Genomic DNA, 26,346 nt, shown 5'->3' with positions numbered 1-26,346 from the left:
ACAGTATTGCTTATGAATTTTGAGAAGAAATATGAAAAGTATAGATTTATATGAATAAAGGAAAGTGAGTGAAACACATGGAAAAGTTTGCGAATCATTTTGGATATAATCGTATGTTTGCGAAAGATCAGCTTACATTAGGAGTTCACATTCCGATTGAAAATTATCAGTTTCATGCTCCAACGATGGAAAAACAAGTAGAGTTAGTACAAAAAGCAGAACAATATGGTTTTACAGGTGTATGGCTTCGCGATGTTTTACTGCAAGACCCTGACTTTGGTGATCCTGCAACAGGTCAAATTTACGATATGATGATTTATTTGACGTATTTAGCAAGCAAGACAGAGAAAATTGCATTTGGAACGTCGGCAACAGTGTTATCACTTCGTCATCCATTGCGTGTAGCAAAAGAAATTGCTACATTAGATCAACTATTTCCAGAAAGAATTATGCTTGGCGTTTCATCCGGTGACAGACGTGCCGATTTCAAAGCGTTAGGTGTTAGTCATGAAACACGAGGTGAAAAGTTTAGAGAAGCGTTTGCTTACTTGGAAGAGATTTTGTATAAAAACTTCCCGTCTATCCAGTCGACGCTAGGAGAAGTGCATGGTGCGAATTTAGTTCCAAAACCGTCTAAACGTGTTCCAACCTTTATTACAGGTTTTAGTCAGCAAAATATGGACTGGTTCGCTGAACATGGAGATGGATGGATGTATTATCCACGTAGTCCAGTGCATCAGGCAGCAGCAATTGGACAATGGAGAGAACTAGTAGAGGGTTATCATCCAGATGTATTCAAACCATTTATCCAACCGATGCATTTAGATTTATCTGAAGATCCAAATGAACGTCCTACACCGATACGTTTAGGTTACCGTACAGGGCGTAAGGCACTAATTGAATTACTTGATATATATAAAAGTATTGGTGTGAATCATTTATTCCTTGCTCTATTTGATGGTCAACGTCCAGCTGACGAAGTATTGGATGAGCTAGGAGAAGAAGTACTACCGCATTTCCCAGCCTTGTAAAGGAGTGAAAAGAATGAAAGCAATAGGACTTACGCAATATGGAGATAAAAGCGTACTACAAGAGATTGAAATGCAGACACCGCTATTGGGAGACAACGATGTACTGATTGAAGTATATGCAGCTGGTGTAAATCCCGTGGATTGGAAAATACGTGAAGGTTTACTTCAAGACGTAATTTCTTATGACTTCCCGCTCGTTTTAGGATGGGATGTTGCAGGTGTAGTTGCTGCTATAGGAAAAAACGTAACAGTATTTAAAGTGGGGGATGAAGTATATAGTCGTCCGGATATTGAACGAAACGGTGCTTATGCAGAGTACGTGGCTGTAGATGAGAAATATGTGGCGAAAAAACCGAGGAATTTATCTTTTGAAGAGGCGGCATCAATCCCTCTTGTAGGTTTGACAAGTTGGCAAAGCTTAGTAAAGTTCGCAAATGTTCAAAAAGGCAATAAGGTTTTAATTCATGCTGGATCTGGCGGGATTGGTACGTTTGCTATTCAGCTAGCCAAAAGCTTCGGTGCACATGTTGCAACTACGACTAGTACGAAAAACATGCAGTTTGTAAAGGATCTAGGCGCTGATATTGTCGTCGATTATAAAACGGAAGAATTTTCTTCGCTTTTGCATAATTACAATATTGTATTTGATGTGTTAGGCGGAGATGTACTAAAGGATAGTTATAAAGTGCTTGCACCAAATGGAAAGTTAGCGTCTATTTATGGTCCGAAAGGTATGGAAATTCCGCAAACCGAGATATCAAGAGAGAAAAATATTGAGAGTGACCATATATTTACTGAACCTAACGGATATGAACTTTCTCTTATTACAGAATTAATTGAGGGCGGGAAGATTAAACCCGTTGTCACGCATGTGTTGCCTTTACATGTAGAAGGTGTAAAAAAAGCACACCACATAAGTGAGTCAGAGCGTGCTCGTGGCAAAATAGTATTGAAGAAACATTGGTAAAGTATGAGGTTTTAGAGACAGTATTGTGCTAAGTAGCGAATGAGTTTATATATTCTATTCTAGCAATTGTTTTAAAAGGGAGAGAACAAATGGATTCAATGACATTTCTTTTATTTGGAGCGACAGGGGATTTAGCGAAACGAAAAATTTATCCTGCTTTATATAAGCTATTTAGTAATCAAAATATACCGCAATCTATTTCGATTATCGGTATCGGCAGAAGGGTAATGTCAGATGTGGAATTTCAAACAAAGGTAGAACAATCCCTTGCTACATTTTCTAGAAGATCTACTGATGACGAATCAGGAGTAGAAGAATTTCTTAGCACATTTCGTTATTGTCAATTAAATACAGCGAATATAGAGGACTATCAAGATTTGTTGCGTCTTGTAAAGAGACGTGAAACAGAATTAAACATTCCTGAAAACCGCATGTTTTACCTATCTGTTATACCAAAAGTATTTGATGTCATTGCTTTAAATATTAAGGAAAGTGGATTGTGGGCTACAAAAGGATTGAACCGTCTTATTATAGAGAAGCCGTTTGATCATCATATAACGTCTGCTCACGAGTTTAACGAAAAATTAATTGAAGATTTTGATGAAACTGATATTTTTTATATCGATCATTATCTTTGAAAATGAGTGGTAACTAAGGATAAACTTAGAAAAGTATTACGAAATAAATAGTATGTAATTTAAGACATTTTTATTGACGATAATAATTTATGTGGTTAATATACTAGACATAATATTATTTAATTACTAAAAGTAATTTAATATATATTTTTTCGTAAAATATTATAAATAAGTAAGTCGTGGTAGAAACGCTTTGAATTGCCAATATTAATATTGGGGACAATTAGAAAGCGAAAGGTATAAAAAGAATTGGAATTTGATAACTCTTTGTTTTTTATAAAAACATGAGCTTCTGTACAATTCATTTTTAATATATTGACCAGGATTATACAACAAGAGGGGGACTGAAATTGGAATCAATGACCTTTGTTTTATTTGGAGCGACAGGGGACTTAGCGAAACGCAAAATTTACCCCGCACTATATAACTTATATAGAGATCAAAAGCTTCCAAAGCAAATATCCGTTATCGGGCTTGGGAGACGTGAAGTATCTCATGTAGATTTTCAAAAAAGAATAAAAGAATCAATAGAGACGTTTTCTCGTCATAGAGAAGAAGGTACTCCAGAACTCGAAGGTTTTTTAGATAATTTTCGCTATTGTCCATTAGATGTGAGTAAGCCGGAAGACTATGAGAGATTATTACAAGTCGTTCGTGAAAGGGAAGAAGAACTACATATAAAAGGGAATAGAATGTTCTATCTTTCCGTTGCTCCTGAATTTTTTGAGACAATCGCTTTAAATATTAAGGAAAGTGGACTTGATAAAACGGATGGATGGAAACGCCTAATGATTGAGAAACCGTTCGGGCACGACCTTACATCTGCTCGTGAGCTGAATGATAAGCTTAGTCGCACGTTTGAAGAAGACGAGATATACCGTATTGATCATTATTTAGGTAAGCCGATGATTCAAAACCTTGAAGCACTAGAGTTTGCAAATCCTGTTTTACAATCGATTTGGAATAAAGAACATATAGCGAATGTACAAATCACAGCGAGTGAAACAGTTGGGGTTGAAGAAAGGGCAGGATATTATGATCAGGCAGGAGCCATTCGAGATATGGTTCAAAATCATATGTTACAAATATTAATGATGACTGCTATGAATTTGCCAGAAAAGGTTAATGCATGTGAAATTCGAGAGGAAAAGCGAAAGGTAATGGAGGCGCTTCGTAAAGTGAAAAAAGAAGACGTTCAAAACCATATCATTCGCGGACAATATGGTGCAGGTGAGATAAATGGCGGGCAAGTTGTAGCATATAAAGAGGAGCCAGGAGTAAATCCTTCTTCTAATATAGACACATTTGTCGCTGCTCGCTTGTGGATCGATAATCCATTTTGGACTGGCGTTCCCTTTTATATACGAACAGGCAAACGAATGAAAGAAAAGTCTACTCGTATTGTAATCGAATTTAAAAATACGTTAAAACAGCAATATCAAGATAGTAATCCAAATGCAGCACCTAACTTGTTAATAATTGAAATTAGCCCAGGTGAGAACGTTTCATTACAGTTAAATAGTAAAAATCCATTGAAAAATGGAGAAATTGAACCAATCCGTATTAACTTTACTTGTGAGCAAGCGGATGTGGGAGTACCTGAAGCGTATGAAAGACTCATTCATGATGCTGTGAGTGGAGACGCTACATTCTTTGCACATTGGAGAGAAGTTGAATTGTCATGGGAATGGGTACAACCAATTCTTGAGGCATTCGAGGAAAACTTATTACCACTTCATGAATATGAGTCTGGTTCATATGGTCCAGAGGCATCTAATGAATTATTGCAAGAAAGTGGATTTAAATGGTGGTTAGATCAAGAAACGAAAAAATAAGTACTTTCTTTCATGAAAGCATGTAGGGGGACGATTACTATGACACAAAACATAAATCAATTAGCAGTGAATACAATTCGTACGTTATCAATTGATGCTATTAATGCGGCAAATTCAGGTCATCCAGGTCTTCCGATGGGAGCAGCGCCAATGGCTTATGCATTATGGGCGAATCATTTAAAGCATAATCCTAATCATCCAAAATGGTTTAACCGTGATCGCTTCGTTTTATCGGCGGGACATGGATCTAGCTTATTATATAGCCTACTTCATTTAGCTGGATATGACGTTTCAATTGATGACTTGAAAAACTTCAGAAAGTTAAATAGTAAAACACCAGGACATCCTGAGTTTGGTCACACTTCTGGAGTTGAAGCGACGACAGGCCCGTTAGGACAAGGGATTGCCAATGCTGTCGGAATGGCAATGGCAGAAGCGCATTTAGCGGCGAAGTTCAATAAGGATGGTCACTCTATTATTGATCACAATACGTACGCTTTAGTTGGAGACGGTGATTTAATGGAAGGTGTCGCTTATGAAGCGATGTCAATGGCAGGACATATGAAACTTGGCAAGTTAATTGTGCTGTATGATTCAAATGAAATTTCACTTGATGGTGAATTAAACATTGCTTTCTCTGAAGATATGCAGAAAAGAGTAGAATCTGCACATTGGCAATATGTAAGAGTTGAGGATGGAAACGATGTTGATGCGATTACAAAAGCGATTCAACTAGCGAAAGACAATACGGATCAACCTACTCTTATAGAAATTAGAACCATTATAGGTTACGGAAGTCCAAAAGTTGCTGGAACGAACAAAGCACATGGTAATCCGCTTGGAGTAGAAGAAGCGACAGCGACAAAACAAGTGTATGGTTGGCATTATGAGGAAGACTTCTTTGTGCCTGAAGAAGTAACAGCTCATTTTAATGAACTGAAACAAAAAGGTATTGAAAAAGAAAATGGCTGGAATGAACAGTTTAACTTATACAGAGAGTCAAACCCTACACTAGCAGATGAATTAGAAAAAGCGATTACAGGTGAAGTTTTAATCGAAGCGAAAGACATTTTATCCTTCGATACTGAAAAAACGATTTCTACTCGTGTTGCAAGTGGGGAAGCTATTAACCATTATGTGAAATCGATTCCTTCTATTTTCGGTGGAAGTGCGGATCTTTCTCATTCTACGATGACAGATATAAAAGGTGAAGCAGTGTATGCAGTAGAATCGTATGCTGGTCGAAATATATACTTCGGTGTACGTGAACATGCAATGGGCGCAGCAGCGAATGGACTGGCTCTTCATGGAGGAGTAAAACCGTTCGTGAGTACATTCTTTGTATTTAATGACTATCTTCGTCCATCTATTCGACTGGCTGCATTGCAAAAGTTACCTGTTACGTACGTATTTACACATGATTCAATTGCTGTAGGAGAAGATGGTCCAACGCATGAACCTATCGAACATTTAGCAGCTCTTCGGGCAATTCCTGGTTTAACAGTTATCCGCCCGTCAGATGCAAATGAAACAGCAAGTGCGTGGGCGTATGCTTTACAGCAAACGGATGGTCCAGTCGTTTTAGTACTTAGCCGTCAAAATTTACCGGTGTTTCATGAAACGAAAGGAAACATAGAGAATCTTTCTAAAGGGGCTTACGTATTAACGCAAACGAATGAAAATCCAGATGTAATTTTAATTGCAACAGGTTCTGAAGTATCCTTAGCTGCTAGTGCGAAAGCGAAACTAGAAGAAGACAATGTCTCTGTTCGTATCGTTGCAATGCCAAGCTGGGAGTTATTCGATCACCAATCGAAAGAATATAAGGAATCAGTTCTTCCATCTTCTGTAACGAAACGAGTATCTCTTGAGATGGGCGTATCTCTCGGTTGGGAACGTTATGTAGGACAAGAAGGAAACATATTATCGATTGAAACATTTGGAGCTTCAGGAACTGGGGCTGAAGTCATGAATCTATTTGGATTTACGACAGAAAATGTTGTTCAAATTACTAAAAATGTATTGAATTCTTAAGCTATGACTGTGAATACCTTTCCGTACATATCAGTGCTGCAAGGTATTCCAGATTGTAGTGATATGAATTTTTAATAAAAGATAATTTGAGGAGGAATTATATTATGCAAGTAGGATTAATTGGGTTAGGTAAAATGGGATTAAATTTAGGGAAAAATTTAATGGATCATAAACATGAAGTAGCAGCATTTGATTTAAATGCAAGTGCAGTGGAAGAAATGAAAGAGTACGGGGCTACAGGTACATCTAGTTTAAGTGAACTTGTTCAGTCATTACAATCACCAAGAATTCTTTGGGTAATGGTACCACACGCTGTTGTTGATTCTGTTATTGATGAGGTTACACCACTTTTATCAAAAGGAGACATTTTAATTGAAGCGGGTAATTCACATTATAAAGAGTCTATTCGCCGATATGAGCAACTAAAGAAAGATGGCATTCACTTTATGGATGCAGGAACTTCTGGCGGAATGGAAGGCGCTCGTAATGGTGCTTGTTACATGATCGGAGGAGATCAAGAAGCTTGGGATATCGTTGAACCTATCTTCCGTGATACTGCTGTAGAAAATGGATTCTTATATGCTGGAAAAGCTGGTAGTGGTCACTTCTTAAAAATGGTTCACAACGGAATTGAGTACGGTATGATGGCTGCTATTGGTGAAGGATTTGAGATTCTAGAGAAAAGTGAATTTGACTACGATTATGAAAAAGTATCAAGAGTATGGAACAACGGTTCAGTAATCCGTTCATGGTTAATGGAATTAACAGAAAATGCATTTTCTAAAGATGCAAAACTAGATGAAATTAAGGGTGTTATGCATTCTTCTGGTGAAGGAAAATGGACAGTAGAAACAGCATTAGACCTTCAAACAGCAACTCCTGTTATCGCAATGTCGTTATTAATGCGCTACCGCTCATTAGACAATGATACATTTACAGGAAAAGTAGTAGCAGCTCTGCGCAATGAATTTGGCGGACATGCAGTAGAAAAGAAATAAACATCTTAAAAATTTAACTCATTGACGTTTAAAAAATGGAGGGAATAGATCATGAAATTTTTTATTGATACTGCAAATCTTGAGGACATAAAAAAAGCATATAAACTTGGAGTTTTAGCTGGTGTTACAACGAATCCTTCTTTAGTAGCAAAAGAGGGGATTAAATTTGAAGACCGTATTGCAGAAATTTGTCAGGCAGTGCCGAAAGTTGAATCTGTTTCGGCAGAAGTAACGCCAGATGCTGTGACGGCTGAAGAAATGATTGCTCAAGCAGAAGAGTTGATTAAGATTAACGGCGGCGATGAGAAAGTTACAATAAAACTTCCAATGACGCTAGCAGGATTAGAAGCTTGTCGCTATCTTACTGAAAAAGGTGTGAAAACGAACGTTACACTTATTTTCACTGTGAACCAAGCACTTTTAGCAGCTCGAGCAGGTGCAACGTATGTTTCTCCATTTTTAGGACGTTTAGATGATATTTCTGAAGATGGCGTATTATTAGTTGCTAAAATTGCTGAATTATTCGATGTTCACCAATTAGATACACAAATTATTGCGGCTTCTGTTAGACATCCAGATCATGTAACTCGTGTAGCGATGGCAGGTGCTCACATTGCAACAATCCCTTATAAAGTAATTGAACAACTTGCTATGCACCCATTAACAGATCAAGGTATTGAGAAGTTTGCTGCGGACTGGGCGAAAGCTCCTAAATTATAATGCATAAAAGTGAAGGAGCTTTCCGAAAATTGCTTTTCATGAGAGGACAAATCCTAAGTAACTTCATCGTTTAAACGGGATCCCGAGTTTGGGTCTTACTACGTGAAAACAGCAAGAGAAGAAAGCGTCATTCACTTTTAAAAAAGGAAAATTTGCTTACGCGAAGCGTTTATCACAATAACATTACAATTATGAAAGAGAAATCCCCTTATTAGAGAGATGAGTTAAAGTATATCTCTGATAAGGGAGATTCTTTTTATATAAATTATTATGTTGTGAAGATGCTTTTTAGTGTAATCAATATGTAAATATATCTTTTGTTCAACTAAGAACTATATAGGTTCTTTTCATTTTATAGCAATTTTGAAAGGGTTTACATAAAGGGGGTATTAAGTATGAATATGTACCTTTTAATGATTACATTATTATCAATTGTAATTGTTATTTTAGGGGTATCGTGGTGGAGATGGCATGCGTTTATTAGTTTAACGATTGCAAGTTTATTTTTAGCAATTATGTCTGGAATGCCAATGGATAAAATAGTGAGTGCTTATGAAACGGGAGTCGGAAGTGTTCTTGGGCATTTAGTAGGTATTTTAGTATTAGGTACAATTTTAGGGAAAATGATGGCAGAGTCAGGTGCTGGAATGCAGGTGGCAGAGTTCTTTATTAAATCCTTCGGAATAAAAAACTTACCATGGGCGATGTTAATTGCAGGTTTTATTATTGGAATTCCGGTGTTTTTTGAAGTAGGTATTTTAATATTGTTGCCGTTAGTAATTTCCATTCATAAAACAACAAAACAAAATATTTTATTGATAGCGTTACCAGCAATTGCTGGGCTATCTGTCGTACACGGTCTTGTTCCTCCGCATCCAGGGGCAATCGTTGCAATAGGTATTTATAAAGCGAATCTTGGGAAGGTATTATTGTATTCACTCATTATTACATTTTTTGCAGCGATTATTGCAGGTCCTTTATTCGCTAAATGGATTCACAAACGTGTAATTCCTGAAAATGAGCCAGAATTGATTCGTGTAAATACAAAATCAACGGAATTACCAGGAATAGGAGTTTCGTTTTTAGTTATATTGTTACCTGTATTGTTAATGGTGTTAGCTGCAGCAGCTCCTTATGTTCCGCTTTCTACTACTTTGATGAAGATGGTCACCTTAATCGGTAGTCCTATCATTGCGCTTTTGATTGCATGTTTTGCAGCTTTCTATTTTCTTGGATTTCGTCAAGGTATCGATAAAAAGGCTATTAAGAAGGTAACAGAAGATAGCTTATTACCAATCGGTTCAATCGTTGCGATTATTGGTGCCGGCGGGGGATTTAAGCAAATTCTTATCGATAGTGGTGTAGGGAATGCTATTGCTCAAATGTCTGAGCATTTAGCACTATCTCCAATTGTATTAGCATTTATGGTAGCTGGATTAATTCGAATTGCGACAGGGTCAGCGACAGTCGCCTTAACAACAGCAGCGGGTATCGTTTCGCCAATCGTTGAAAATACGACAGGTGTGAATTTAGAATTACTCGTCATTGCAACGGGTGCAGGGGCATTAATGTTTTCTCACGTAAACGATGCTGGGTTCTGGATGGTAAAAGAATACCTAGGTTTAACAGTGAAAGAAACATTTAAAACATGGACAGTATTAGAAACATTACTTTCATTTATCGCTTTTGGAGGCGTTTTATTACTCGATATGTTTGTTTAAAATAAGGATGTTTTTATGGTGGTATACTGTAGTGATTTTTTGTTAGGAGGAAGAAATGGTGAGCTCAAAATATATGATTGGTGTAGACATTGGGACGACTAGTACAAAATCAGTTCTATTTTCTACTGATGGGTCTGTTATTGCAAGTCATGGAATTGAATATCCTTTATATTCTCCTACGCCGGAAACAGCAGAACAAGACCCAGAAGAAATTTTTCGTGCAGTAATACATACGATTAAAGAAACTGTACAGTCAAGTAGTGTACAGCCAAATGATATTCTTTGCGTCTCTTTTAGTTCGGCAATGCATAGTATCATTGCTGTAGATGAGAAGGGAAAGCCGTTAACGAGATGTATTACTTGGGCAGATAATAGAAGTGCAAGCTGGGCAGAGAAAATAAAGAATGATATGAATGGTCATGAAATTTATTTGCGGACTGGGACACCAATTCATCCGATGTCACCACTTTCGAAATTAGTTTGGTTACAGAATGAACAGGCAGAATTGTTCGCAAAAAGTTATAAATTTATTTCTATTAAAGAGTATGTTTTTTATAAGTTATATAAGGAGTATGTAATTGATTATTCTATAGCATCAGCGACAGGAATGTTCAATTTGAAATCTTTAAAATGGGATGAAGAGGCTTTACATGTAGCGGGCATTACAGATGATAAGCTTTCTAAACTTGTTCCAACGACGCACAGCTTAACAGGATTAGATGAGGAGCTTGCCAAAGAAATGAATGTACTTGTTTCTACTCCATTTGTAGTAGGAGCGAGTGATGGAGTCCTATCCAATTTAGGTGTAAATGCAATAGATCCTGGCGTTGTTGCTGTGACAATTGGTACAAGCGGTGCGATACGTGCTGTAACAAATCGTCCTGTAACAGATCCAAAAGGTAGAATTTTTTGTTACGCCTTAACTGAAGACCATTGGGTAATTGGTGGACCGGTTAATAACGGTGGTATGATTTTCAGATGGGCTCGTGATCAATTAGGTACTTCAGAGATTGAGCTTGCGAAGCGTTTAGGAAAAGATCCATATGAAGTGCTTACTGAAATAGCAGCAAAAGTGAGTCCGGGGTCCGACGGTTTATTATTTCACCCGTATTTAGCAGGAGAAAGAGCTCCTTTATGGAATGCAAATGCGCGAGGATCTTTCTTTGGACTTGGATTGCATCATAAGAAAGAACATCTTATCCGTGCTGTTTTAGAAGGAGTAATTTATAATTTATACACCGTTCTTCTCGCTTTAAAAGAACTCATTGGTGAACCGAAAAAAATTCAAGCGACAGGTGGTTTTGCAAGATCGGAACTTTGGAGACAGATGATGGCAGATATTTTCCATCAAGACGTATATGTTCCGGAAAGTTTTGAAAGCTCTTGCTTAGGAGCTGCAATCCTCGGTTTATATAGTTTAGGTGAAGTAGATACGTTGCATGTAGTTTCTGAAATGGTAGGTGCGAATTTCCACCATGAACCAAACATGGAAAGTGTGGAAAAGTATAAAGATTTAACACCGATTTATATTCGTCTGTCTCGTCAATTGGAAGAAGAATATGAAAGTATAGCAGCGTACCAAAAAAAGTGGGTTTAAAAGCTATTTAACAAGAAAATGTGGTAACGTATAAAGAGGTACTCTAATTTTTTAGGATACTCTTTCAACATAAAACATTATAAGAAGTAAGATGAATGAAAAATATAGGGAGAGAGGGTTATGAAAATGAAGGATAACAAAGAGTTTATTGGATATGTTGGAACATACACGAAAGAAAATAGTGAAGGAATATATAAGTTTACTTTAGATACGGAAGCAAAGAAAATTAGTAATGTAGCACTTGCGGCAAAGTTGGATAACCCTACATATGTAACGATTAATCGAAATAATAGATATCTCTATTCCGTTGTTAAGGAAGGCGAATCTGGCGGTGTAGCTGCTTATTCGATTGATAGTAAAACGGGAGAGCTAACAGAAGAAAACAGACAAGTAGCAGAAGGGGCTTCTCCTTGTCATGTGAGTGTTGATAGTGGAAATCATACGGTAGTTACAGCAAATTACCATAAAGGAACGATTGAATCTTTTGAAGTAAATGAAGATGGAACTATAAATCCTGCTACATCGATTATGGCACATGAAGGTTCAGGTCCGAATAAAGAAAGACAAGAAAAACCACATGCACATTATGCGGGATATACTCCTGATGAAAAATATGTAGTGGGTGTTGATTTAGGGATAGATAAAATAATTACGTATGAAATAAAAGATAGTACATTAACAGAAGTGAATCGTTTATCTGTAAATCCAGGGAGTGGTCCAAGACATATTACTTTTCATCCAAATGGAAAGTATGCGTATGTGATGACGGAGCTTAGTTCAGAAGTTATTGTGTTAACATATAATCCGGCAGAAGGATCATTTACAGAATTACAGTATATTTCTACCATTCCTGCCGCATTTGATGAAAATAATCAAGGAAGTGCGATTCATATTTCTTCTGACGGCCGCTTTGTATATGCAGGTAATCGTGGTCATAATAGTATTGCTGTTTTCAGCGTAGATGAAAATTCAGGCAAGCTTACATTTGTTGCACATACATCTACAGAAGGAAATTGGCCAAGAGACTTTGTATTAGATCCTACTGAAAAGTTTCTTGTTGCTACAAATGAAAAGTCACATAATCTTGTACTATTTTCAAGAAGTGAATCTACAGGTGAGCTAACTCTTTTACAATCTGACGTTGTTGTGCCGGAGCCTGTTTGTGTTAAGTTTTTAAATGTTTAAGTTGTGTTGAAGCTGAATGCATGCAGAGGTGTCGTTATTTGTCGGTAAGTCGATATCCTTTGTCGAAACGTCGATATATTGAAAAAATCGTTGATATAATTGAATTTGTGTTCGATATATTTGGAAAATCGTTGATATAATTTCATATGCCTAAAAAAAGCAAAGCGATATCGCTTTGCTTTTTACTGTTTCTTTTTCGGTCTACGTACTAACTCGCCGCCGCAGTTTGGACAAACGTTGTGTCTTTCTTCTGTACATGGTGCACAAAATGTACATTCATATACGCAAATGTATGCTTCAGAATCTTGTTCTAGCGATTGATCGCAAATTTGACAGTTTGTTTTCATTTGTAGTGCCATAGTAACTCTCCTTTTAGTTTGAATATTTATAATTTAATTATAATTCAATGAGCAGAGTTAGTCCTTTTCAATTGAAAGGAAATAGAATGATAAAGTTATGATTTGAAATGAAAGGCGCTCGTTTATTTTTAAATTGATTATTTCATGCAGTTAGAATATTATGAAATAGTCAAAAGACAACAGGGGGTATACATTTTGACTAATCATAACGATCATTTAAAAGCAAACTGCGAAAAATGCTTCGGTTTATGTTGTGTGGCGTTACCGTTTGCAGCATCGGTAGATTTTGCAGTGAATAAAGATGGTGGTAAACCATGTTCCAATTTACAATCAGATTTTAAATGCAGTATACATAAAAATCTTAGAGGAAAAGGTTATAAAGGCTGTACAGTATTTGAATGTTTTGGCGCTGGACAGAAAATTTCTCAAGTTACATTTAACGGGATGGATTGGCGGAAAGATGCTAAGCATGCGAGAAAAATGTATGATGCTTTTCCAGTTATGCATCAGCTCCATGAAATGCTTTGGTATTTAAATGAGGCTATTTTATTAAAGGCGACACAATCGATCCATAAAGAATTAAGTAAAGCAATTGAAGAGACGGAGCGACTTTCGAATTTAAATGCGGACGAGTTAATGAAAGTAAATATCCCATTACATCGTGCAGAAGTGAATATTTTACTTTTAGAAACGAGCGAACTAGTATGGAAAGAAATGAATACTGCGCGTAGGAAAAGAATCATACACCGCGGTGCAGACCTTATGGGAGCAAACCTGAAAAAGAAAAATTTACAAGGGGCGAATTTAAGAGGAGCATATTTAATTGCGGCAAACTTAAATGGTGCAGACTTACGAGGGGCAGATCTCATCGGAGCAGATTTGCGAGATGCAGATATTCGTGGGGCTGATTTTACAAATAGTATTTTTTTGACGCAAGTTCAAGTTAATGCGGCAAGAGGGGACAAACATACGAAATTACCGAAATTATTGTCTCGTCCATCGCATTGGAGTGTGTAAAGAGTGTATACGAACAGGCAGAGACTAAGTATCTCTGCCTATTTTTCATTTCTTTTCAAAAGTAGTAATAAAAACACTACATATAATAAGAATACCACCAATAAAAAAGTTACTATTTAATGTCTCATTTAATAAGAGCCAACCAAGCAATGACCCAACAATAGGTTGGAAGAAGAAAAATAACGAACCGATGCTTGCATCCATTAATTCTAATCCTTTATTCCAAAGGAAAAAGGCACCTGCAGTTGAGACGATTCCTAAATAAAGTACGCCTAATATTACATATAGGGTCATATGTTCAATTGGGTTTGATTGAAATTCCCATACCATAAAAGGTGTAATAAAAAAGAGTGAAAAGAATATAGCGTACGTTGTAATCACTAAAGATGAAAATCGAGCTGAAGCAATTTTTACATAAATAGATAGTAAAGCCCACGTAATAGCTGCCCCGACTAATATGATTGTACCGATAAAATAGGAGCCAATTTCAATATCCCATCCGATTACGATAATGACACCGATTGTCGCTATGATGGTAGATAGTAATCTACGAGCGGTTAGTTTTTCTTTTAAAATGATCGCTGCAAATATAATCATAAATGCAGGTGTAGCTGATGTTACTAAAGATCCTGTATGAGCGTCGGATAATTTTGTTCCGATAAATTGACAAGTGATCGAAATGAAATATCCGATAAATCCAATCCAAGCGAATAATAGCCAATCTTTTTTACGAATGGTTACTGTTTTCTTTTGCTTTTTCTCAGTAATTTTTAAAATCATAGACAAAACAACAAAAGCAATGATAAAGCGTAGCCAAACGAGTGTCAGTGGTGGGATAAAGTCGAGTACATATTTGCTAACAACATACATACCGCCCCATATACTAGCTGCTAGTGATAAACATATAGCTCCTAAAATGGTTTGTTTCATGTAAAGTACCTCCGTCTATTTTTAGGGTATGATGAGTTCCCTAAGACGAGGCATAGTGCACGTGTTATATGAATGCCCGCCTTAGTTTATAGACGGCCTACAGGTTGATCATTTTCAAATGAAGTGTTGTAGTACATGCGTGCATTCCTCCTTCATAATTTTATAATGATATTATAACTTAATTTTCAGTTTATTAGTGTGTTTCTTTAGAAAATGGAAATGGTGGTTGTGTAAGAAAGCATAGTATATAGTAGAAAAACATATTTTTTAAATAAAAGAAACCAATTACATAATTGATAAGTATATTAAGAGTAGGGTAAAAAAGTAGATTAATAGAGAAAGTGGAGGAGATTATTATAACTACAACCGTTATTTCTCATTTTTATAATGAAGAGTATTTATTACCGTGGTGGCTTGCTCATCATACGAAACTGTTTGATCATGGCATTTTAATTAATAAAGGTTCAACAGATCGTTCCGTTGAAATTTGTAAAAAGTTCGCGCCGCACTGGGAAGTACGAGATTCTGCAAATCCAGAATTTGATGCATTAGCGACAGATCATGAAGTAATGAGGGTGGAACAAGAAGTAAAGGGATGGAAAATGATTTTAAATACGACTGAGTTTCTTTGTGTGCAAGATAAGAATCAGTTTTGGAAATCACTAAATGAATTGGGAGGAAGGATGTATTGGCTGGAAGGGCTTATTATGGTTGATGATCCTAACTACAATTATCCGGACCTTAACTTTGGTATACCTTTAATGAAACAGCGATTTCACGGTTATTTACCAGAAGATTGGCCGTTGTGGAGAAGAGGTAGATTTATTCATAATCATGAACACGGAAGTTATACAGTTGGAAGACATTTATCTGCGCATGAATCTATGATTTATCCGCCTCTTGCTTGTATATTATGGTTTGGGTTTAGTCCGTGGAACGATGCAATGAGAAAGAGGAAATTACAAATTGGTCCGACCCTTTCTGAAGCTAGTAAGGATCGGGGGATGGGTACACACCATATTATTACGCCGGAAAGATTAGAAGAATGGTATAAGGAATTAGCGAGAGGAACGAAGGATTTACGTTTTAGTGATGCGTACCGTTATGTTTTTGTATAAATGATTCCCACCATAAAATTGTTTCTTCGATTCCTGTATTTAGATCGTATGTCGGTTTCCAGTTTACTTCAGTTTTTAAACGCTCTACATGAACGCCGACAAATAAAGGTTCATCTTTAGAGAAAGGGATTGCACCCAGTTTAATTAAATGCTCTTTTCCTATCTTTTTCGCAATGATAGATGCTAATTCTTTAATTTGTACAGATTGACCAGAAGCGATATTGATTGTGTCTGTAACGTCATGTTCTAATACTGTTACGAGAGCATCAGCGACGTCGCTCACATGGAGGAAATCTCTTGATTGTTTTCCATGTGTACATAGTGCTTCCTCATTTTTTAATAAAGAAGTGATAATGTTAGAAACGAGCCGATTCCCTTGTTCGTGAGGGCCATACATATGAAAAATGCGGCCCCAACACATGCTGAGACCGGTTTGCTTGGCGTACGTTTGGAGCCAGGAGTGTAGTGCATTTTTACATAATGAATACGGGGTTTTATAAGAAAGAAGCGGTGAATCTTCAAATAATACACCGTTAAACCATTCATACTCTGCGCCAGTCCCGGCAACGACGACTCGCTTTCCGCCGCATGTTGTGAAGTGTTGAATCAATGAGATACTAGACGTAAGCCAATAGTAATTATTGATAGATACATAACACGCTGGCGGCACTGCTTCCCAAGCTAAATGAATGAGATGACTAGGCTTCATGTCGTAAATGAGTTTTTTTACTTCTTCATCGCAAAGTAAGTTTACTTTATGCCAACAGCAAGAAAGGTGAGATGGTTTATTTGTATTGTAAGTGGCGTGCACTTCATAGCCCTTTTGAATAAGAGAATGTACAACATATTTACCAATCCATCCGCTACCGCCTGTTACAAGGATTTTTTTCATGGCTCAATTACCTCAACTTCTGGTATTGTTACTAAAAATTTGCCGCCCCACTCACGAATGAAAGAGCATTCTTTCATAATCTCGTCTTTTAAATTCCAAGGAAGTATAAGAATGTAATCAGGTTTTGTACGTTTTATTTCTTCTGGAGATTTTATTGGAATGCGGGTTCCTGGTAGAAGGAGATTTTGTTTATGAGGGTTTTTATCTACTGTATAAGCTAGAAATTCTTTTCCTATCCCGCAATAATTTAAAAGGGTGTTTCCTTTAGCTGGCGCACCGTAACCGATAATTTGTTTGTTTAAAGCTTTCGCTTCGATAAAAAACTGTAAAATATTTATTTTCAATTGTTCGATGCGTTTAGAAAAAAGGAGATAACAATCTAATGTATTTAGCCCGTGATCCACTTCTTTTTGGATTAATTTTGTAACACTAGAATGGATAGTTGATTCGTCACTATGATGTTTTACAAAAATACGTAAGGAACCACCGTGCGTTGCAAGTTCTTCTACATCGACAATTTGTAAATGATGGTGAGATAAAACTTTTTGCAGGCTTATAAGTGAGAAATAGGAGAAGTGCTCATGGTATATCGTATCAAACTGTTTAAAGGATATGAGATTTAATAAGTGCGGGAATTCAATTGTTATTGTTCCGTCTTGTTTTAATAACGTTTTTAAACCTGCCACAAAATCATGTAAGTTCGGAACGTGTGCTAATACGTTATTAGCAATGATTAAATCTGCTTGCGGTAATTTTTTTGCTAAGTCGTTGCTGAAAAAATTCACTTCAGTAGGAATTCCTTTTTGGATAGCGATTTCTGCTACATTTTGTGCTGGTTCAATTCCTAACGTTTCGATATGTTCTTTTTGAAAGTATTGTAATAAGTACCCGTCGTTACTCGCGATTTCAACCACCTTTGAATGTTTCTTTAAGCGGAAGCGCTTAATCGCCATTTCTACATATTGTTTAGCATGCAGTAGCCAGCTTGATGAGTAAGAGCTAAAGTATAAATAGTCATGAAAAATATTGTGCGGAGATTCAAATTCATCTAATTGTACAAGTAAACAAGAGTGACAAACAAATGTGTGCAGCGGATAAAAAGGTTCCATTTTATATGAGTTTTCTGGAGCTACAAATGAGTTAGCGAGAGGAGAAACACCTAAATCTAAAAAAGTATTGCTGAGTAATGAGTGGCAAAAACGGCATTTTTTCTGTTCCATTTTATAGCCCCCTTATAAATTTTTGAATGCATCAATTTGTTGCCGCGTGAAAGATTCTATATTTTCACCAGATGCATATTTTTTGTACCAATCAACAGTCCAAGTGATAGCCTTATCTGTTGATAACTTAGGAGTCCAGCCGAGTTTAGTTACTGCTTTTGTACTATCGAGTGTTAAAACAGGCGCTTCATAAGGAGTGTTTGTAGAGGGGGAAGTGATTGTTAGTTGTTTATTCCATAATTTTATTACAGATTGAATGACATCATGAACGGTTCTGTTAGGTTCGTTCAACGGGCCGAAATTCCATGCTTCTGCATATGCAGCGTCTGTCCAAAGTTTTTCAGCTAAAAGGATATAGCCGTGTAAAGGATCTAATACGTGTTGCCACGGGCGAATAGCCTTTTTGTTTCTAATCGTTAATGTACCATCTTGTAAATATGCACGAATGACATCTGGGAATAATCGGTCTTCTGCCCAATCCCCACCGCCGATGACGTTACCTGCTCTTACTGAGGCGAGTTTCTGTGTATTCGTGCGGAAGAATGATTTTTGATAGGATGTTGCTACTAGTTCAGCGCAAGCTTTACTAGCACTATAAGGATCGAAACCGCCTAGCCGGTCAATTTCCACGAATGCTCGGTTACCGCTCCCGTCATTTTCATAACATTTATCACTTGTAACATTAATGATGCCACGTATACTTTCTATATGTTTTGCAGCTTCCAATACGTGAACAGTGCCTAAAACATTCGTTTTAAATGTTTCGATAGGATCTTTGTATGAAGTGGTGACGATTGGCTGGGCAGCTAAATGAAATAGTATGTCAGGGTTATGATGTTTTAGGGCGTGTAATAAAGAATCGTAATCTGTAATGTCACCTTTAATTGTTATGCACTCTTTTGCTACGTTACATTGTTCAAAAAGATTAGGAATCGATGGGGGATGAGAAGAAAAGCCAACTACTTCTGCACCTAAAGAAGTTAAGAAAAGGGTGAGCCAAGAGCCTTTAAATCCAGTATGTCCCGTGATAAATACTTTTTTCTTATTCCAAAAAGATGAAGAAGCCATATTACCAAACCTTCCACGGAGCGTTATTACTTTCCCATAGCTCAACTAATTTATTTTTATCGCGCAATGTATCCATCGGATGCCAAAAACCAGTATGTTGATATGCTGATAGTTCGTTTTTGTTTACTAACTGAACTAAAGTGTCTGTTTCAAAAACAGACTTATCTCCACTAATGTAATTGAAAACTTCAGGGTTTAAAACGAAAAATCCACCGTTAACCCATCCGCCATCCCCGAGTGGCTTCTCTTGAAAAGATGTTACAGACTGTTTATTTAATATGAGAGAACCGAATCTACCAGGAGGTTGTACGGCGGTAACAGTTGCCATTTTTCCATGTTTTTTATGAAATGCAATAAGTTCTTTTATATTTACGTTGCTTAATCCATCGCCATAAGTGAGGCAGAAAGGTTCGTCGCCAACAAAATTTTGAATCTTTTTCACTCGTCCTCCCGTTTCGGTATTTACACCAGTATCGATTAGTGTAACTTTCCACGGTTCTACACGTTGAGAATGGCTAGTAATTGTATTATCGCTTAAATGTATCGTGAAATCTGACATGTGTAAGTTGTAATTTAGAAAGAACTCTTTAATTGCATATCCTTTATACCCTAAGCAAATAATAAACTCTGTAATGCCGTAATGGCTATACAAACTCATAATGTGCCATAGAATAGGTTTTGTTCCAATTTCAATCATAGGTTTCGGTTTTAAATGTGTTTCTTCCCCAATCCTTGTCCCGTATCCACCAGCAAGAATAACAGCTTTCATTTTTTCCTCCTAAAATAAAAATTTATAATATATACAGTATTCATATTGTATGCAAATGGTTTTGTTTTTGACTAAGTGCGTAAAAATGTGTGGAAAATGATAGTGTGAGAAATATTAAGGTTTAAATTTAGGGAATAATTGTTGATATTCAGGGTGGTTACGAAGATCTTGGGTTATGCTACTAAGCTCTAAAAATCGAGTTTCGAGTTGCTCAGGGGACTGACCGTAATGTGTTTGAAGTCCCATTCGAACGCCCTTTTTTGAAAGGGTGGGTGTAATTTGTAATTTTCTTGCCTTTGTATGTTCGTTCCAAGGACTAAAGTAAAATTTAACAATGAATGAAGGGGAGTTATAAACGACATGTTGATGCCGAGTAAAATGTCTACCAGGTAAATATGCGCCATCAAGATGGTTGTGTATAAATCTCCAGGCACAGCCGATTTCTGGGTTATAAGGAAAAAGCCCATGATATCGTTGTTCTACTAAAGGAATGGAATATCTTAGTTTTGAATAATTGTAATCATGCTTATCAATCATGACAATCATTCTAATCGCATACATATTTTGACCTAACGTATGAAGTGATGAGAAAAATTCTTCTACATTGTTACAGCAAAGAAATTCTGTAGTATTTAATACCATCTTCCAACCTGAAACTTCTCTTTCAATTTCCATTACCTCAATATCAGTATTAGTGGGATCGAATTCAAGGAATCTTGAATCTCGTACTTCCCAGTGGGGAGCAAATAATTTACAAATTTCAACGGAACGATCTGTAGAACCTCTATTAATTAATATACCGTGATCAAATATTTTTGTATGATGCATAAGCCACCATGGTAATAAATACTCCTCGTTATAAAAGTGAGAGATAATAGTTTTAGTAATTTCAATCTCCTCCAATAGCATGAATAATAATTTTAATTAAATATTATTATCATATGTTTTGTATTAAAAAAGGTTGAAAGGAATATGCGATTCTATGATGATATTTTCATAGTAATGTAGTATGGGAAATATAATTCGATTATAAGAATTAAGTAATATATTGTTAATTTACAAAATAATAAAATGGTAAGTGGAATTGTATATAAATTATGAATAATAAACCATCACGTTTGACTGTACAGTTTATGTATTGTATGATGGTAGTAATATAAACAAGGGGGGAAGATCGTTGGGAAGGTGTATCGAATCGGACAGTTGGCTCTCATGGCTCACGTGTCGAAACGAACGATTGATTATTATACGAATCTAGGTATCTTAAAAGCGGAGCGATCTCAATCTAATTATCGCTATTACGACGAAACAGCATTTGAAACATTACAATTTATTGAGAAGTGCAAAGAAATGCATATGCCGCTTTGTGAGATTAAAGAGAAAATCGAGGAGAAGAAGAAGCTGCTCGGTATCAATGAACACGTTTCGAAACAAGTGAATGAAGTGACAGACCATATTCATCGATTAGAAGCAGAGTTAACAGAGTTAAAGCCGCTTTTAGATGGATTGACTGATTCACAACGTGAAAAAATATCGAAATCTTTATCTGGTCAAACGACAGCTTTAATACAGACACTTGCTCTATTATTATAGAACAAGTGAAATCCGACCTCTTTAATTTTTGTATCGGGCTATGTTTTCTAAGAAAGAAATAAGAAAACATTATAGTATACAGGAGGTGGACACCTTAGTTTTTTAACTAAGGGGATTCATTGGAAATATTTAATTTAGTCATGGTTGCGATTTTAATCGCATTTACTGGATTTTTCGTAGCAGCTGAGTTTGCGATTGTAAAAGTACGTTCAAGTCGTATTGATCAGCTTGTTGCAGAAGGAAAACGCGGTGCTTTAGCAGCGAAAAAGGTAACAACAAATTTAGATGAATATTTATCTGCTTGTCAATTAGGTATTACAGTTACAGCTATGGGATTAGGTTGGTTAGGTGAACCGACAATTGAAAAGTTATTACACCCGTTATTTGAGAAATGGAACTTAAACCCTTCTATTTCATCAGTATTAACATTTGGTCTTGCTTTTATGATTATGACGTATTTACACGTTGTAGTAGGAGAATTAGCTCCGAAAACGATGGCAATTCAAAAGGCTGAAAGGGTAACGTTATTATTGGCGGGTCCATTAATGATGTTCTATAAAGTAATGTATCCATTTATTTGGGTATTGAACGGTTCAGCGCGTGTTGTAACTGGCTTATTCGGTTTAAAACCAGCTTCAGAACATGAAGTAGCTCATACAGAGGAAGAATTACGCCTTATCCTTTCAGATAGCTATGAAAGTGGCGAAATTAATCAGGCTGAATACAAGTATGTAAATAACATTTTTGAATTTGATAATCGTATTGCAAAAGAGATTATGGTACCGCGAACAGAAATCGTTGGTTTCTACCTGGAAGATTCAGTAGAAGAACACATGAAAGTAATCCAAAATGAGCGATACACACGTTATCCGATTTTTGGAGAAGATAAAGATGATATTATCGGTATGGTCAACGTAAAAGATTTCTTTATTCGATATATGACCGAGGATCAAAAAGATTTATCATCCATTCGCTCGTATATGCGTCCGATTATTGAAGTGATGGAAACGACTCCAATTCACGATTTATTACTTCAAATGCAGAAGAAGCGAATTCCGATGGCTGTTTTATATGATGAGTACGGAGGAACAGCTGGAATTGTAACGCTTGAAGATATCTTGGAGGAAATCGTCGGCGAAATTCGTGATGAATATGATGAAGATGAAGCACCACCAATTCAACATGTGAACGAGCAACATATCATTGTTGATGGAAAAGTGCTTATCTCAGAAGTGAAAGATTTATTTGGATTACACATTGAAGAAGATGATGTGGATACAATCGGTGGATGGATTATGATGCAAAATCATGAAATCGAAGAAGGGCAACACGTTGAGGCGGAAGGTTATGAATTTAAAGTGTTAGAAAAAGACGCTTACCAAATTAAACGTGTTGAAATTCGTAAGATGGAAGAGGAACAAGAAGAAGAAAAAGCAGCAACTGTGTAAGTTGCTGCTTTTCTTCTAAAGTATAAAAAATGAGAGATTAGGAGCGGATATTTTGATTCAAGTAGCCTTACGTGTATATCGATTACAATTGTATGTGATCTTTAGTGGTTTACTACTTATGTGGACGATTACTCCGTTTGGAAAACAAGTAACAGGGTTTGGGATCGGATTAGCTGTAAGTGCATATTGCCTTTGGTTATTAGCTCGTAGAGTGGAGAAACTTGGGGAAAGTATTGTAATGAAGGAAAAGGCTCCAGGGTTAGGAGTTTTAAACCGATTTGCAGCGGCCATTTTAGGAGCTATTATCATGTATGAAATTGAGCATGAAATGGAAATGTGGGCATTTGGTACAGGCATTTTAGGTGGTCACTTTTTAATGATTGCGAATTTAGCTTATGCAAATATGCAGGTAGTGAAAGAAGAAGAGAAGAAAAGGGAACATGCTTCGAAAAACATAGAGCTATGATGAGAGGGACCTAATGGGGTTCCTTTTTTAGTTTAGCGATATGATACAAGTAATTAAATTAACGACAAATATAATACGCTTCTTTTTTGTGTTTTTCAATAGTATGAAAAATAATAAAAAAAAATTTAAAAACCCATCGATTTCTAAAGGTTATGTATGTTATCATGACAAAAGACTTTTTGAAAGAGGTGGATACCAATGTTACAAGCGCTACTTATTTTTGTGCTTCAAATTATTTACGTTCCCATTTTAACAATCCGTACGATTTTGCTTGTAAAGAATCAAACAAGATCCGCTGCTGCTGTTGGATTGTTAGAAGGAGCTATTTACATTGTCAGTTTAGGTATTGTGTTTCAAGATTTATCAAATTGGATGAACATCGTTGCCTATGTCATTGGCTTTAGTGCGGGACTGTTATTAGGCGGTTATATAGAGAATAAATTAGCAATTGGTTATATTACGTATCAAGTTAGTTTACTAGACCGTTGTAATGAATTAGTAGATGAGTTACGTCACTCTGGATTTGGCGTTACAGTATTTGAAGGTGAAGGTATTAATTCGATACGTTATCGCTTAGATATCGTTGCAAAACGTTCTAGAGAAAAAGAACTATTAGAAATCATTAATGAAATTGCACCGAAAGCGTTTATGTCTTCTTATGAAATTCGTTCATTTAAAGGCGGATATTTAACGAAGGCGATGAAGAAAAGAGCGTTAATGAAGAAGAAAGATCATCATGTATCGTAAAGAAAAGGGAGTAGTGCCGTTTTAAAAGTTCCCATATGTAAAAGAGAGGAATCTACATTAAAATAGATTCCTCTCTTTTTTATTGTTAATTGAAAAACTAAATCGTATAATTATTTTTTTTACTCATCCTCAAATTAATGATTAGCCATATAACTTGAAAAAATACAGGTATGATAAACGCGATTAATATAACGATAAGTGATATGGATTTAATTTCGGGTGTTTGAATGACACCAGCACCATCAACATCTCGTAGCCAAATAATAGCTGCCCATATTCCAAAAACGATAATCCAAAATAGGTTACCAATCCACCAAGAAATCCATCGTTTTTTCATGTTAGCACCCCTTACATGTATCTACTGTTAAAAGTATATTTTCGTTCGTTACATTTATAATGAAACAACTTTAAAATTAGTTTTTAACTGTATATCTAACTTGTTTGAAGGTTACTGTTTCTCCATCATCATTATCATCTTTCGTTTGCAAAAGTTGAACTTTTGGTTTGTAGTCTGTCCGATGAGCGTGTTCGATATCTTTAATGTTAAGCTTGTAGGATTCACCATTCTTTAGCTTTTGTTCCAATACTTTTTTATTGGCAACATAAATAAAAGTCACTTTATTTTCATCAATGCCTTCGGTCTTAATTTCTAACTCATTATCTTTTGTTGTAATTGTTGGTGTTAATAATTCCATACTGCCGTTTCCAGTTTCTAAAGAATGTTCTGCTATAGTTGAACATCCTGATAATATAATTCCGGTGAATAGAAGAACAGCTAATTTCTGTTTCATAACATCCCTCAATTCCATATGATTTTTGATGTTGGTATTGCTAGATTACTAGTGTGGAACGAAAATATTTAGTTAGTACTGGTTTTATTGTACCATAATATGTAAATTAAAACAGGCTGTATATCCAATTTACCGGAGACTGAAAAATTTACTGATTGTTGTAAATTCGTGTATTTTTAATCGAAATATAGACAAGAGAAAGAAATTTTTTATAGAAATTATAATTTTTACATTTTACAATAATGATAGGAAATAGATGAATTCATTCACTTCGGAGGTAGTTATTTGAACATTAATGAGAAAGCAATTGAAATGTTTGAACAAAATAAATATGAGGAAGCGATGGAACTGTTTCACCGAGCAGTCCATGAATCTAGAGACGTACAATCTCTCAATAATCTTGCTTGGATGTACTTTTACGAGGAAGAGAATGATGAGAAAGCTCTTGAATTAATAGGAGAAGTTGTTAAGTTGAATCCTTCTTCATACTTTCCTTATAACATCTTAGGGGACATTTACATGAAACAAAAAAAGTGGGAAGAAGCGAAAGAAGCATTCCAAAAATCTATTTTGATTCAACCATCCGATGAAGCATATCATAATGTAGCTGTAGCTCATTATAATCTTGGAGAGCTGGAAGAAGCTTCGGAATTTTTCTTACGAGTTGCAGGGGATTCGGATTATATCATGTATAGCTATGTAAAATGTTTAATTGATTTAGGGCGGACGACAGAAGCGAAAGAGAAGTTGGATGTTTTTAACAGGAAATCTGATAATTTTTTAGGAGAAATGATGGTAGCAGATTTATATGTTGAGTTGAATTGTTATAAAGAAGCAATTGAATGGTTCGAAAAGGGATACAAAGAATGTTGGAAAAGCCCCAATTGGATTGGTAGATTTGTTTATGCTCTATATAAAGTGAATAATTCCTCGCGTATACATGAAGTTATACGGGAATCTATCGAAGCAAAAACAGCAGAAATAGAAGATGTAGAGAATGAAGAAGTAGAAGAAAATTGGACAGAGAACGATAAGAAAGAGTTAATTGAGGAATATACAAAAGAGAATAATTACTATAAAACAATGATAGGACGTATTAAATCTGGATATGTTCCAGACTTAGAATTTGAAACGGATTATATAGGGGGGTGCTATTTATTTGGTTGTAAAGGACATAATCATCTTGAATATGAACAATAAAA

26 protein-coding genes are annotated in these 26,346 nt (G+C 36.0%); 17 read left to right on the top strand and 9 right to left on the bottom strand.

Annotation, left to right across the window (positions count from 1 at the left end):
• The first annotated feature begins 77 nt into the window (after positions 1 to 77).
• The 10 genes from ACTFNE_RS10285 to ACTFNE_RS10240 all read left to right on the top strand — a co-directional run bounded on the left by ACTFNE_RS10285 (position 78) and on the right by ACTFNE_RS10240 (position 12,726).
• Positions 78 to 1,031: an LLM class oxidoreductase gene (locus ACTFNE_RS10285; protein ID WP_046198381.1), complete on the top strand. Its 954-nt coding sequence runs from the start codon at positions 78 to 80 to the stop codon at positions 1,029 to 1,031.
• A gap of 13 nt (positions 1,032 to 1,044) precedes the next feature.
• Positions 1,045 to 1,998 (top strand): NADP-dependent oxidoreductase, encoded by a 954-nt coding sequence (locus tag ACTFNE_RS10280; RefSeq protein WP_046198382.1) that lies wholly within the window; start codon positions 1,045 to 1,047, stop codon positions 1,996 to 1,998.
• A gap of 89 nt (positions 1,999 to 2,087) precedes the next feature.
• Positions 2,088 to 2,636 carry a glucose-6-phosphate dehydrogenase gene (locus tag ACTFNE_RS10275; RefSeq protein WP_046198383.1) on the top strand — a complete coding sequence of 183 codons (549 nt, stop codon included), beginning with the start codon at positions 2,088 to 2,090 and terminating at the stop codon, positions 2,634 to 2,636.
• Between the two features lie 350 nt (positions 2,637 to 2,986).
• Positions 2,987 to 4,471, top strand: a complete 1,485-nt coding sequence (gene zwf, locus ACTFNE_RS10270) for a glucose-6-phosphate dehydrogenase (protein ID WP_000445343.1) — start codon at positions 2,987 to 2,989, stop codon at positions 4,469 to 4,471.
• A 39-nt stretch (positions 4,472 to 4,510) separates the two neighbouring features.
• Entirely contained in the window at positions 4,511 to 6,505 is a 1,995-nt protein-coding gene (tkt, locus tag ACTFNE_RS10265; RefSeq protein ID WP_270705066.1) for a transketolase, read from the top strand.
• Positions 6,506 to 6,609: 104 nt separating this feature from the next.
• Positions 6,610 to 7,503: a phosphogluconate dehydrogenase (NAD(+)-dependent, decarboxylating) gene (gene gnd / locus ACTFNE_RS10260; protein ID WP_001195911.1), complete on the top strand. Its 894-nt coding sequence runs from the start codon at positions 6,610 to 6,612 to the stop codon at positions 7,501 to 7,503.
• A 51-nt stretch (positions 7,504 to 7,554) separates the two neighbouring features.
• The gene (gene fsa / locus ACTFNE_RS10255; RefSeq protein ID WP_000667676.1) at positions 7,555 to 8,223 is read left to right on the top strand and encodes a fructose-6-phosphate aldolase; all 669 of its coding nucleotides are present in this window, start codon (positions 7,555 to 7,557) and stop codon (positions 8,221 to 8,223) included.
• Positions 8,224 to 8,618: 395 nt separating this feature from the next.
• Positions 8,619 to 9,944 carry a gluconate permease GntP gene (gene gntP, locus ACTFNE_RS10250; RefSeq protein WP_046198385.1) on the top strand — a complete coding sequence of 442 codons (1,326 nt, stop codon included), beginning with the start codon at positions 8,619 to 8,621 and terminating at the stop codon, positions 9,942 to 9,944.
• A gap of 55 nt (positions 9,945 to 9,999) precedes the next feature.
• Positions 10,000 to 11,541, top strand: coding sequence for a gluconokinase (gntK, locus tag ACTFNE_RS10245; protein WP_046198386.1), 1,542 nt, complete (start codon positions 10,000 to 10,002; stop codon positions 11,539 to 11,541).
• A gap of 126 nt (positions 11,542 to 11,667) precedes the next feature.
• Entirely contained in the window at positions 11,668 to 12,726 is a 1,059-nt protein-coding gene (locus ACTFNE_RS10240; protein WP_046198473.1) for a lactonase family protein, read from the top strand.
• 182 nt (positions 12,727 to 12,908) lie between these two features.
• On the opposite strand, the gene ACTFNE_RS10235 is transcribed toward ACTFNE_RS10240, so the two are convergent.
• The gene (locus ACTFNE_RS10235; protein ID WP_001207874.1) at positions 12,909 to 13,085 is read right to left on the bottom strand and encodes a DUF1272 domain-containing protein; all 177 of its coding nucleotides are present in this window, start codon (positions 13,083 to 13,085) and stop codon (positions 12,909 to 12,911) included.
• Positions 13,086 to 13,280: 195 nt separating this feature from the next.
• Here ACTFNE_RS10235 and ACTFNE_RS10230 point away from each other — a divergent pair, with 195 nt between their 5' ends.
• Positions 13,281 to 14,102 carry a pentapeptide repeat-containing protein gene (locus ACTFNE_RS10230; protein WP_046198387.1) on the top strand — a complete coding sequence of 274 codons (822 nt, stop codon included), beginning with the start codon at positions 13,281 to 13,283 and terminating at the stop codon, positions 14,100 to 14,102.
• Between the two features lie 45 nt (positions 14,103 to 14,147).
• Here the strand turns inward: ACTFNE_RS10230 and ACTFNE_RS10225 are convergent, their stop codons facing one another.
• Positions 14,148 to 15,032: a DMT family transporter gene (locus tag ACTFNE_RS10225; protein WP_046198388.1), complete on the bottom strand. Its 885-nt coding sequence runs from the start codon at positions 15,030 to 15,032 to the stop codon at positions 14,148 to 14,150.
• A gap of 341 nt (positions 15,033 to 15,373) precedes the next feature.
• Between ACTFNE_RS10225 and ACTFNE_RS10220 the strand changes: the two genes are divergently transcribed.
• The gene (locus ACTFNE_RS10220; protein WP_046198389.1) at positions 15,374 to 16,150 is read left to right on the top strand and encodes a glycosyltransferase family 2 protein; all 777 of its coding nucleotides are present in this window, start codon (positions 15,374 to 15,376) and stop codon (positions 16,148 to 16,150) included.
• Here ACTFNE_RS10220 and ACTFNE_RS10215 read toward each other — a convergent pair.
• The 5 genes from ACTFNE_RS10215 to ACTFNE_RS10195 form a co-directional block, all read right to left on the bottom strand.
• Positions 16,119 to 17,042, bottom strand: a complete 924-nt coding sequence (locus tag ACTFNE_RS10215; protein WP_046198390.1) for an NAD-dependent epimerase/dehydratase family protein — start codon at positions 17,040 to 17,042, stop codon at positions 16,119 to 16,121. The genes ACTFNE_RS10220 and ACTFNE_RS10215 overlap by 32 nt on opposite strands.
• Positions 17,039 to 18,262, bottom strand: coding sequence for a class I SAM-dependent methyltransferase (locus ACTFNE_RS10210; protein WP_046198391.1), 1,224 nt, complete (start codon positions 18,260 to 18,262; stop codon positions 17,039 to 17,041). Before ACTFNE_RS10210 ends, ACTFNE_RS10215 begins: the two co-directional genes overlap by 4 nt.
• 12 nt (positions 18,263 to 18,274) lie before the next feature.
• The gene (gene rfbG / locus ACTFNE_RS10205; RefSeq protein ID WP_046198392.1) at positions 18,275 to 19,330 is read right to left on the bottom strand and encodes a CDP-glucose 4,6-dehydratase; all 1,056 of its coding nucleotides are present in this window, start codon (positions 19,328 to 19,330) and stop codon (positions 18,275 to 18,277) included.
• 1 nt (position 19,331) lies between these two features.
• The gene (rfbF, locus tag ACTFNE_RS10200) at positions 19,332 to 20,099 is read right to left on the bottom strand and encodes a glucose-1-phosphate cytidylyltransferase (protein WP_000648797.1); all 768 of its coding nucleotides are present in this window, start codon (positions 20,097 to 20,099) and stop codon (positions 19,332 to 19,334) included.
• Between the two features lie 114 nt (positions 20,100 to 20,213).
• Positions 20,214 to 21,008, bottom strand: coding sequence for a glycosyltransferase family 2 protein (locus ACTFNE_RS10195; RefSeq protein WP_001997813.1), 795 nt, complete (start codon positions 21,006 to 21,008; stop codon positions 20,214 to 20,216).
• 276 nt (positions 21,009 to 21,284) lie between these two features.
• Here ACTFNE_RS10195 and ACTFNE_RS10190 point away from each other — a divergent pair, with 276 nt between their 5' ends.
• The 4 genes from ACTFNE_RS10190 to ACTFNE_RS10175 all read left to right on the top strand — a co-directional run bounded on the left by ACTFNE_RS10190 (position 21,285) and on the right by ACTFNE_RS10175 (position 24,353).
• Positions 21,285 to 21,692 (top strand): MerR family transcriptional regulator, encoded by a 408-nt coding sequence (locus ACTFNE_RS10190; RefSeq protein WP_000285637.1) that lies wholly within the window; start codon positions 21,285 to 21,287, stop codon positions 21,690 to 21,692.
• Positions 21,693 to 21,811: 119 nt separating this feature from the next.
• A complete protein-coding gene (locus tag ACTFNE_RS10185) occupies positions 21,812 to 23,140 on the top strand; it encodes a hemolysin family protein (protein WP_046198393.1) in 1,329 nt (442 codons plus the stop codon).
• A 52-nt stretch (positions 23,141 to 23,192) separates the two neighbouring features.
• Positions 23,193 to 23,606 carry an ATP synthase subunit I gene (locus ACTFNE_RS10180; protein WP_076856336.1) on the top strand — a complete coding sequence of 138 codons (414 nt, stop codon included), beginning with the start codon at positions 23,193 to 23,195 and terminating at the stop codon, positions 23,604 to 23,606.
• 198 nt (positions 23,607 to 23,804) lie between these two features.
• Positions 23,805 to 24,353, top strand: a complete 549-nt coding sequence (locus ACTFNE_RS10175) for a DUF2179 domain-containing protein (RefSeq protein WP_000938435.1) — start codon at positions 23,805 to 23,807, stop codon at positions 24,351 to 24,353.
• Between the two features lie 97 nt (positions 24,354 to 24,450).
• Here the strand turns inward: ACTFNE_RS10175 and ACTFNE_RS10170 are convergent, their stop codons facing one another.
• Entirely contained in the window at positions 24,451 to 24,690 is a 240-nt protein-coding gene (locus tag ACTFNE_RS10170; protein ID WP_000747691.1) for a DUF3923 family protein, read from the bottom strand.
• 76 nt (positions 24,691 to 24,766) lie between these two features.
• The gene (locus ACTFNE_RS10165) at positions 24,767 to 25,162 is read right to left on the bottom strand and encodes a hypothetical protein (protein ID WP_270705069.1); all 396 of its coding nucleotides are present in this window, start codon (positions 25,160 to 25,162) and stop codon (positions 24,767 to 24,769) included.
• A gap of 267 nt (positions 25,163 to 25,429) precedes the next feature.
• On the opposite strand from ACTFNE_RS10165, the gene ACTFNE_RS10160 reads away from it, so the two are divergent.
• Complete coding sequence (locus ACTFNE_RS10160; protein WP_270705070.1) at positions 25,430 to 26,344, top strand: tetratricopeptide repeat protein; 915 nt, start codon at positions 25,430 to 25,432, stop codon at positions 26,342 to 26,344.
• The last annotated feature ends 2 nt before the right edge of the window (positions 26,345 to 26,346 follow it).

This window comes from Bacillus cereus group sp. MYBKT111-2, from assembly GCF_051915205.1.
Taxonomy (GTDB): Bacteria; Bacillota; Bacilli; order Bacillales; family Bacillaceae_G; genus Bacillus_A; species Bacillus_A paranthracis.
Note: the sequence above shows the minus strand (reverse complement) of the source record. Positions and strands in the feature narration are given on the sequence as shown.

Excerpts from the sequence above, each read along its gene's own strand:
- rfbG (WP_046198392.1), bottom strand. The coding sequence starts at position 19,330 with ATGGCTTCTTCATCTTTTTGGAATAAGAAAAAAGTATTTATCACGGGA.
- ACTFNE_RS10280 (WP_046198382.1), top strand. The coding sequence starts at position 1,045 with ATGAAAGCAATAGGACTTACGCAATATGGAGATAAAAGCGTACTACAA.
- gnd (WP_001195911.1), top strand. The coding sequence starts at position 6,610 with ATGCAAGTAGGATTAATTGGGTTAGGTAAAATGGGATTAAATTTAGGG.
- fsa (WP_000667676.1), top strand. The coding sequence starts at position 7,555 with ATGAAATTTTTTATTGATACTGCAAATCTTGAGGACATAAAAAAAGCA.
- gntK (WP_046198386.1), top strand. The coding sequence starts at position 10,000 with ATGGTGAGCTCAAAATATATGATTGGTGTAGACATTGGGACGACTAGT.
- tkt (WP_270705066.1), top strand. The coding sequence starts at position 4,511 with ATGACACAAAACATAAATCAATTAGCAGTGAATACAATTCGTACGTTA.
- ACTFNE_RS10210 (WP_046198391.1), bottom strand. The coding sequence starts at position 18,262 with ATGGAACAGAAAAAATGCCGTTTTTGCCACTCATTACTCAGCAATACT.
- ACTFNE_RS10215 (WP_046198390.1), bottom strand. The coding sequence starts at position 17,042 with ATGAAAAAAATCCTTGTAACAGGCGGTAGCGGATGGATTGGTAAATAT.
- ACTFNE_RS10165 (WP_270705069.1), bottom strand. The coding sequence starts at position 25,162 with ATGGAATTGAGGGATGTTATGAAACAGAAATTAGCTGTTCTTCTATTC.
- ACTFNE_RS10195 (WP_001997813.1), bottom strand. The coding sequence starts at position 21,008 with ATGCTATTGGAGGAGATTGAAATTACTAAAACTATTATCTCTCACTTT.
- ACTFNE_RS10235 (WP_001207874.1), bottom strand. The coding sequence starts at position 13,085 with ATGGCACTACAAATGAAAACAAACTGTCAAATTTGCGATCAATCGCTA.
- ACTFNE_RS10170 (WP_000747691.1), bottom strand. The coding sequence starts at position 24,690 with ATGAAAAAACGATGGATTTCTTGGTGGATTGGTAACCTATTTTGGATT.
- ACTFNE_RS10240 (WP_046198473.1), top strand. The coding sequence starts at position 11,668 with ATGAAGGATAACAAAGAGTTTATTGGATATGTTGGAACATACACGAAA.
- ACTFNE_RS10225 (WP_046198388.1), bottom strand. The coding sequence starts at position 15,032 with ATGAAACAAACCATTTTAGGAGCTATATGTTTATCACTAGCAGCTAGT.
- rfbF (WP_000648797.1), bottom strand. The coding sequence starts at position 20,099 with ATGAAAGCTGTTATTCTTGCTGGTGGATACGGGACAAGGATTGGGGAA.
- ACTFNE_RS10275 (WP_046198383.1), top strand. The coding sequence starts at position 2,088 with ATGGATTCAATGACATTTCTTTTATTTGGAGCGACAGGGGATTTAGCG.
- gntP (WP_046198385.1), top strand. The coding sequence starts at position 8,619 with ATGAATATGTACCTTTTAATGATTACATTATTATCAATTGTAATTGTT.
- ACTFNE_RS10285 (WP_046198381.1), top strand. The coding sequence starts at position 78 with ATGGAAAAGTTTGCGAATCATTTTGGATATAATCGTATGTTTGCGAAA.
- ACTFNE_RS10175 (WP_000938435.1), top strand. The coding sequence starts at position 23,805 with ATGTTACAAGCGCTACTTATTTTTGTGCTTCAAATTATTTACGTTCCC.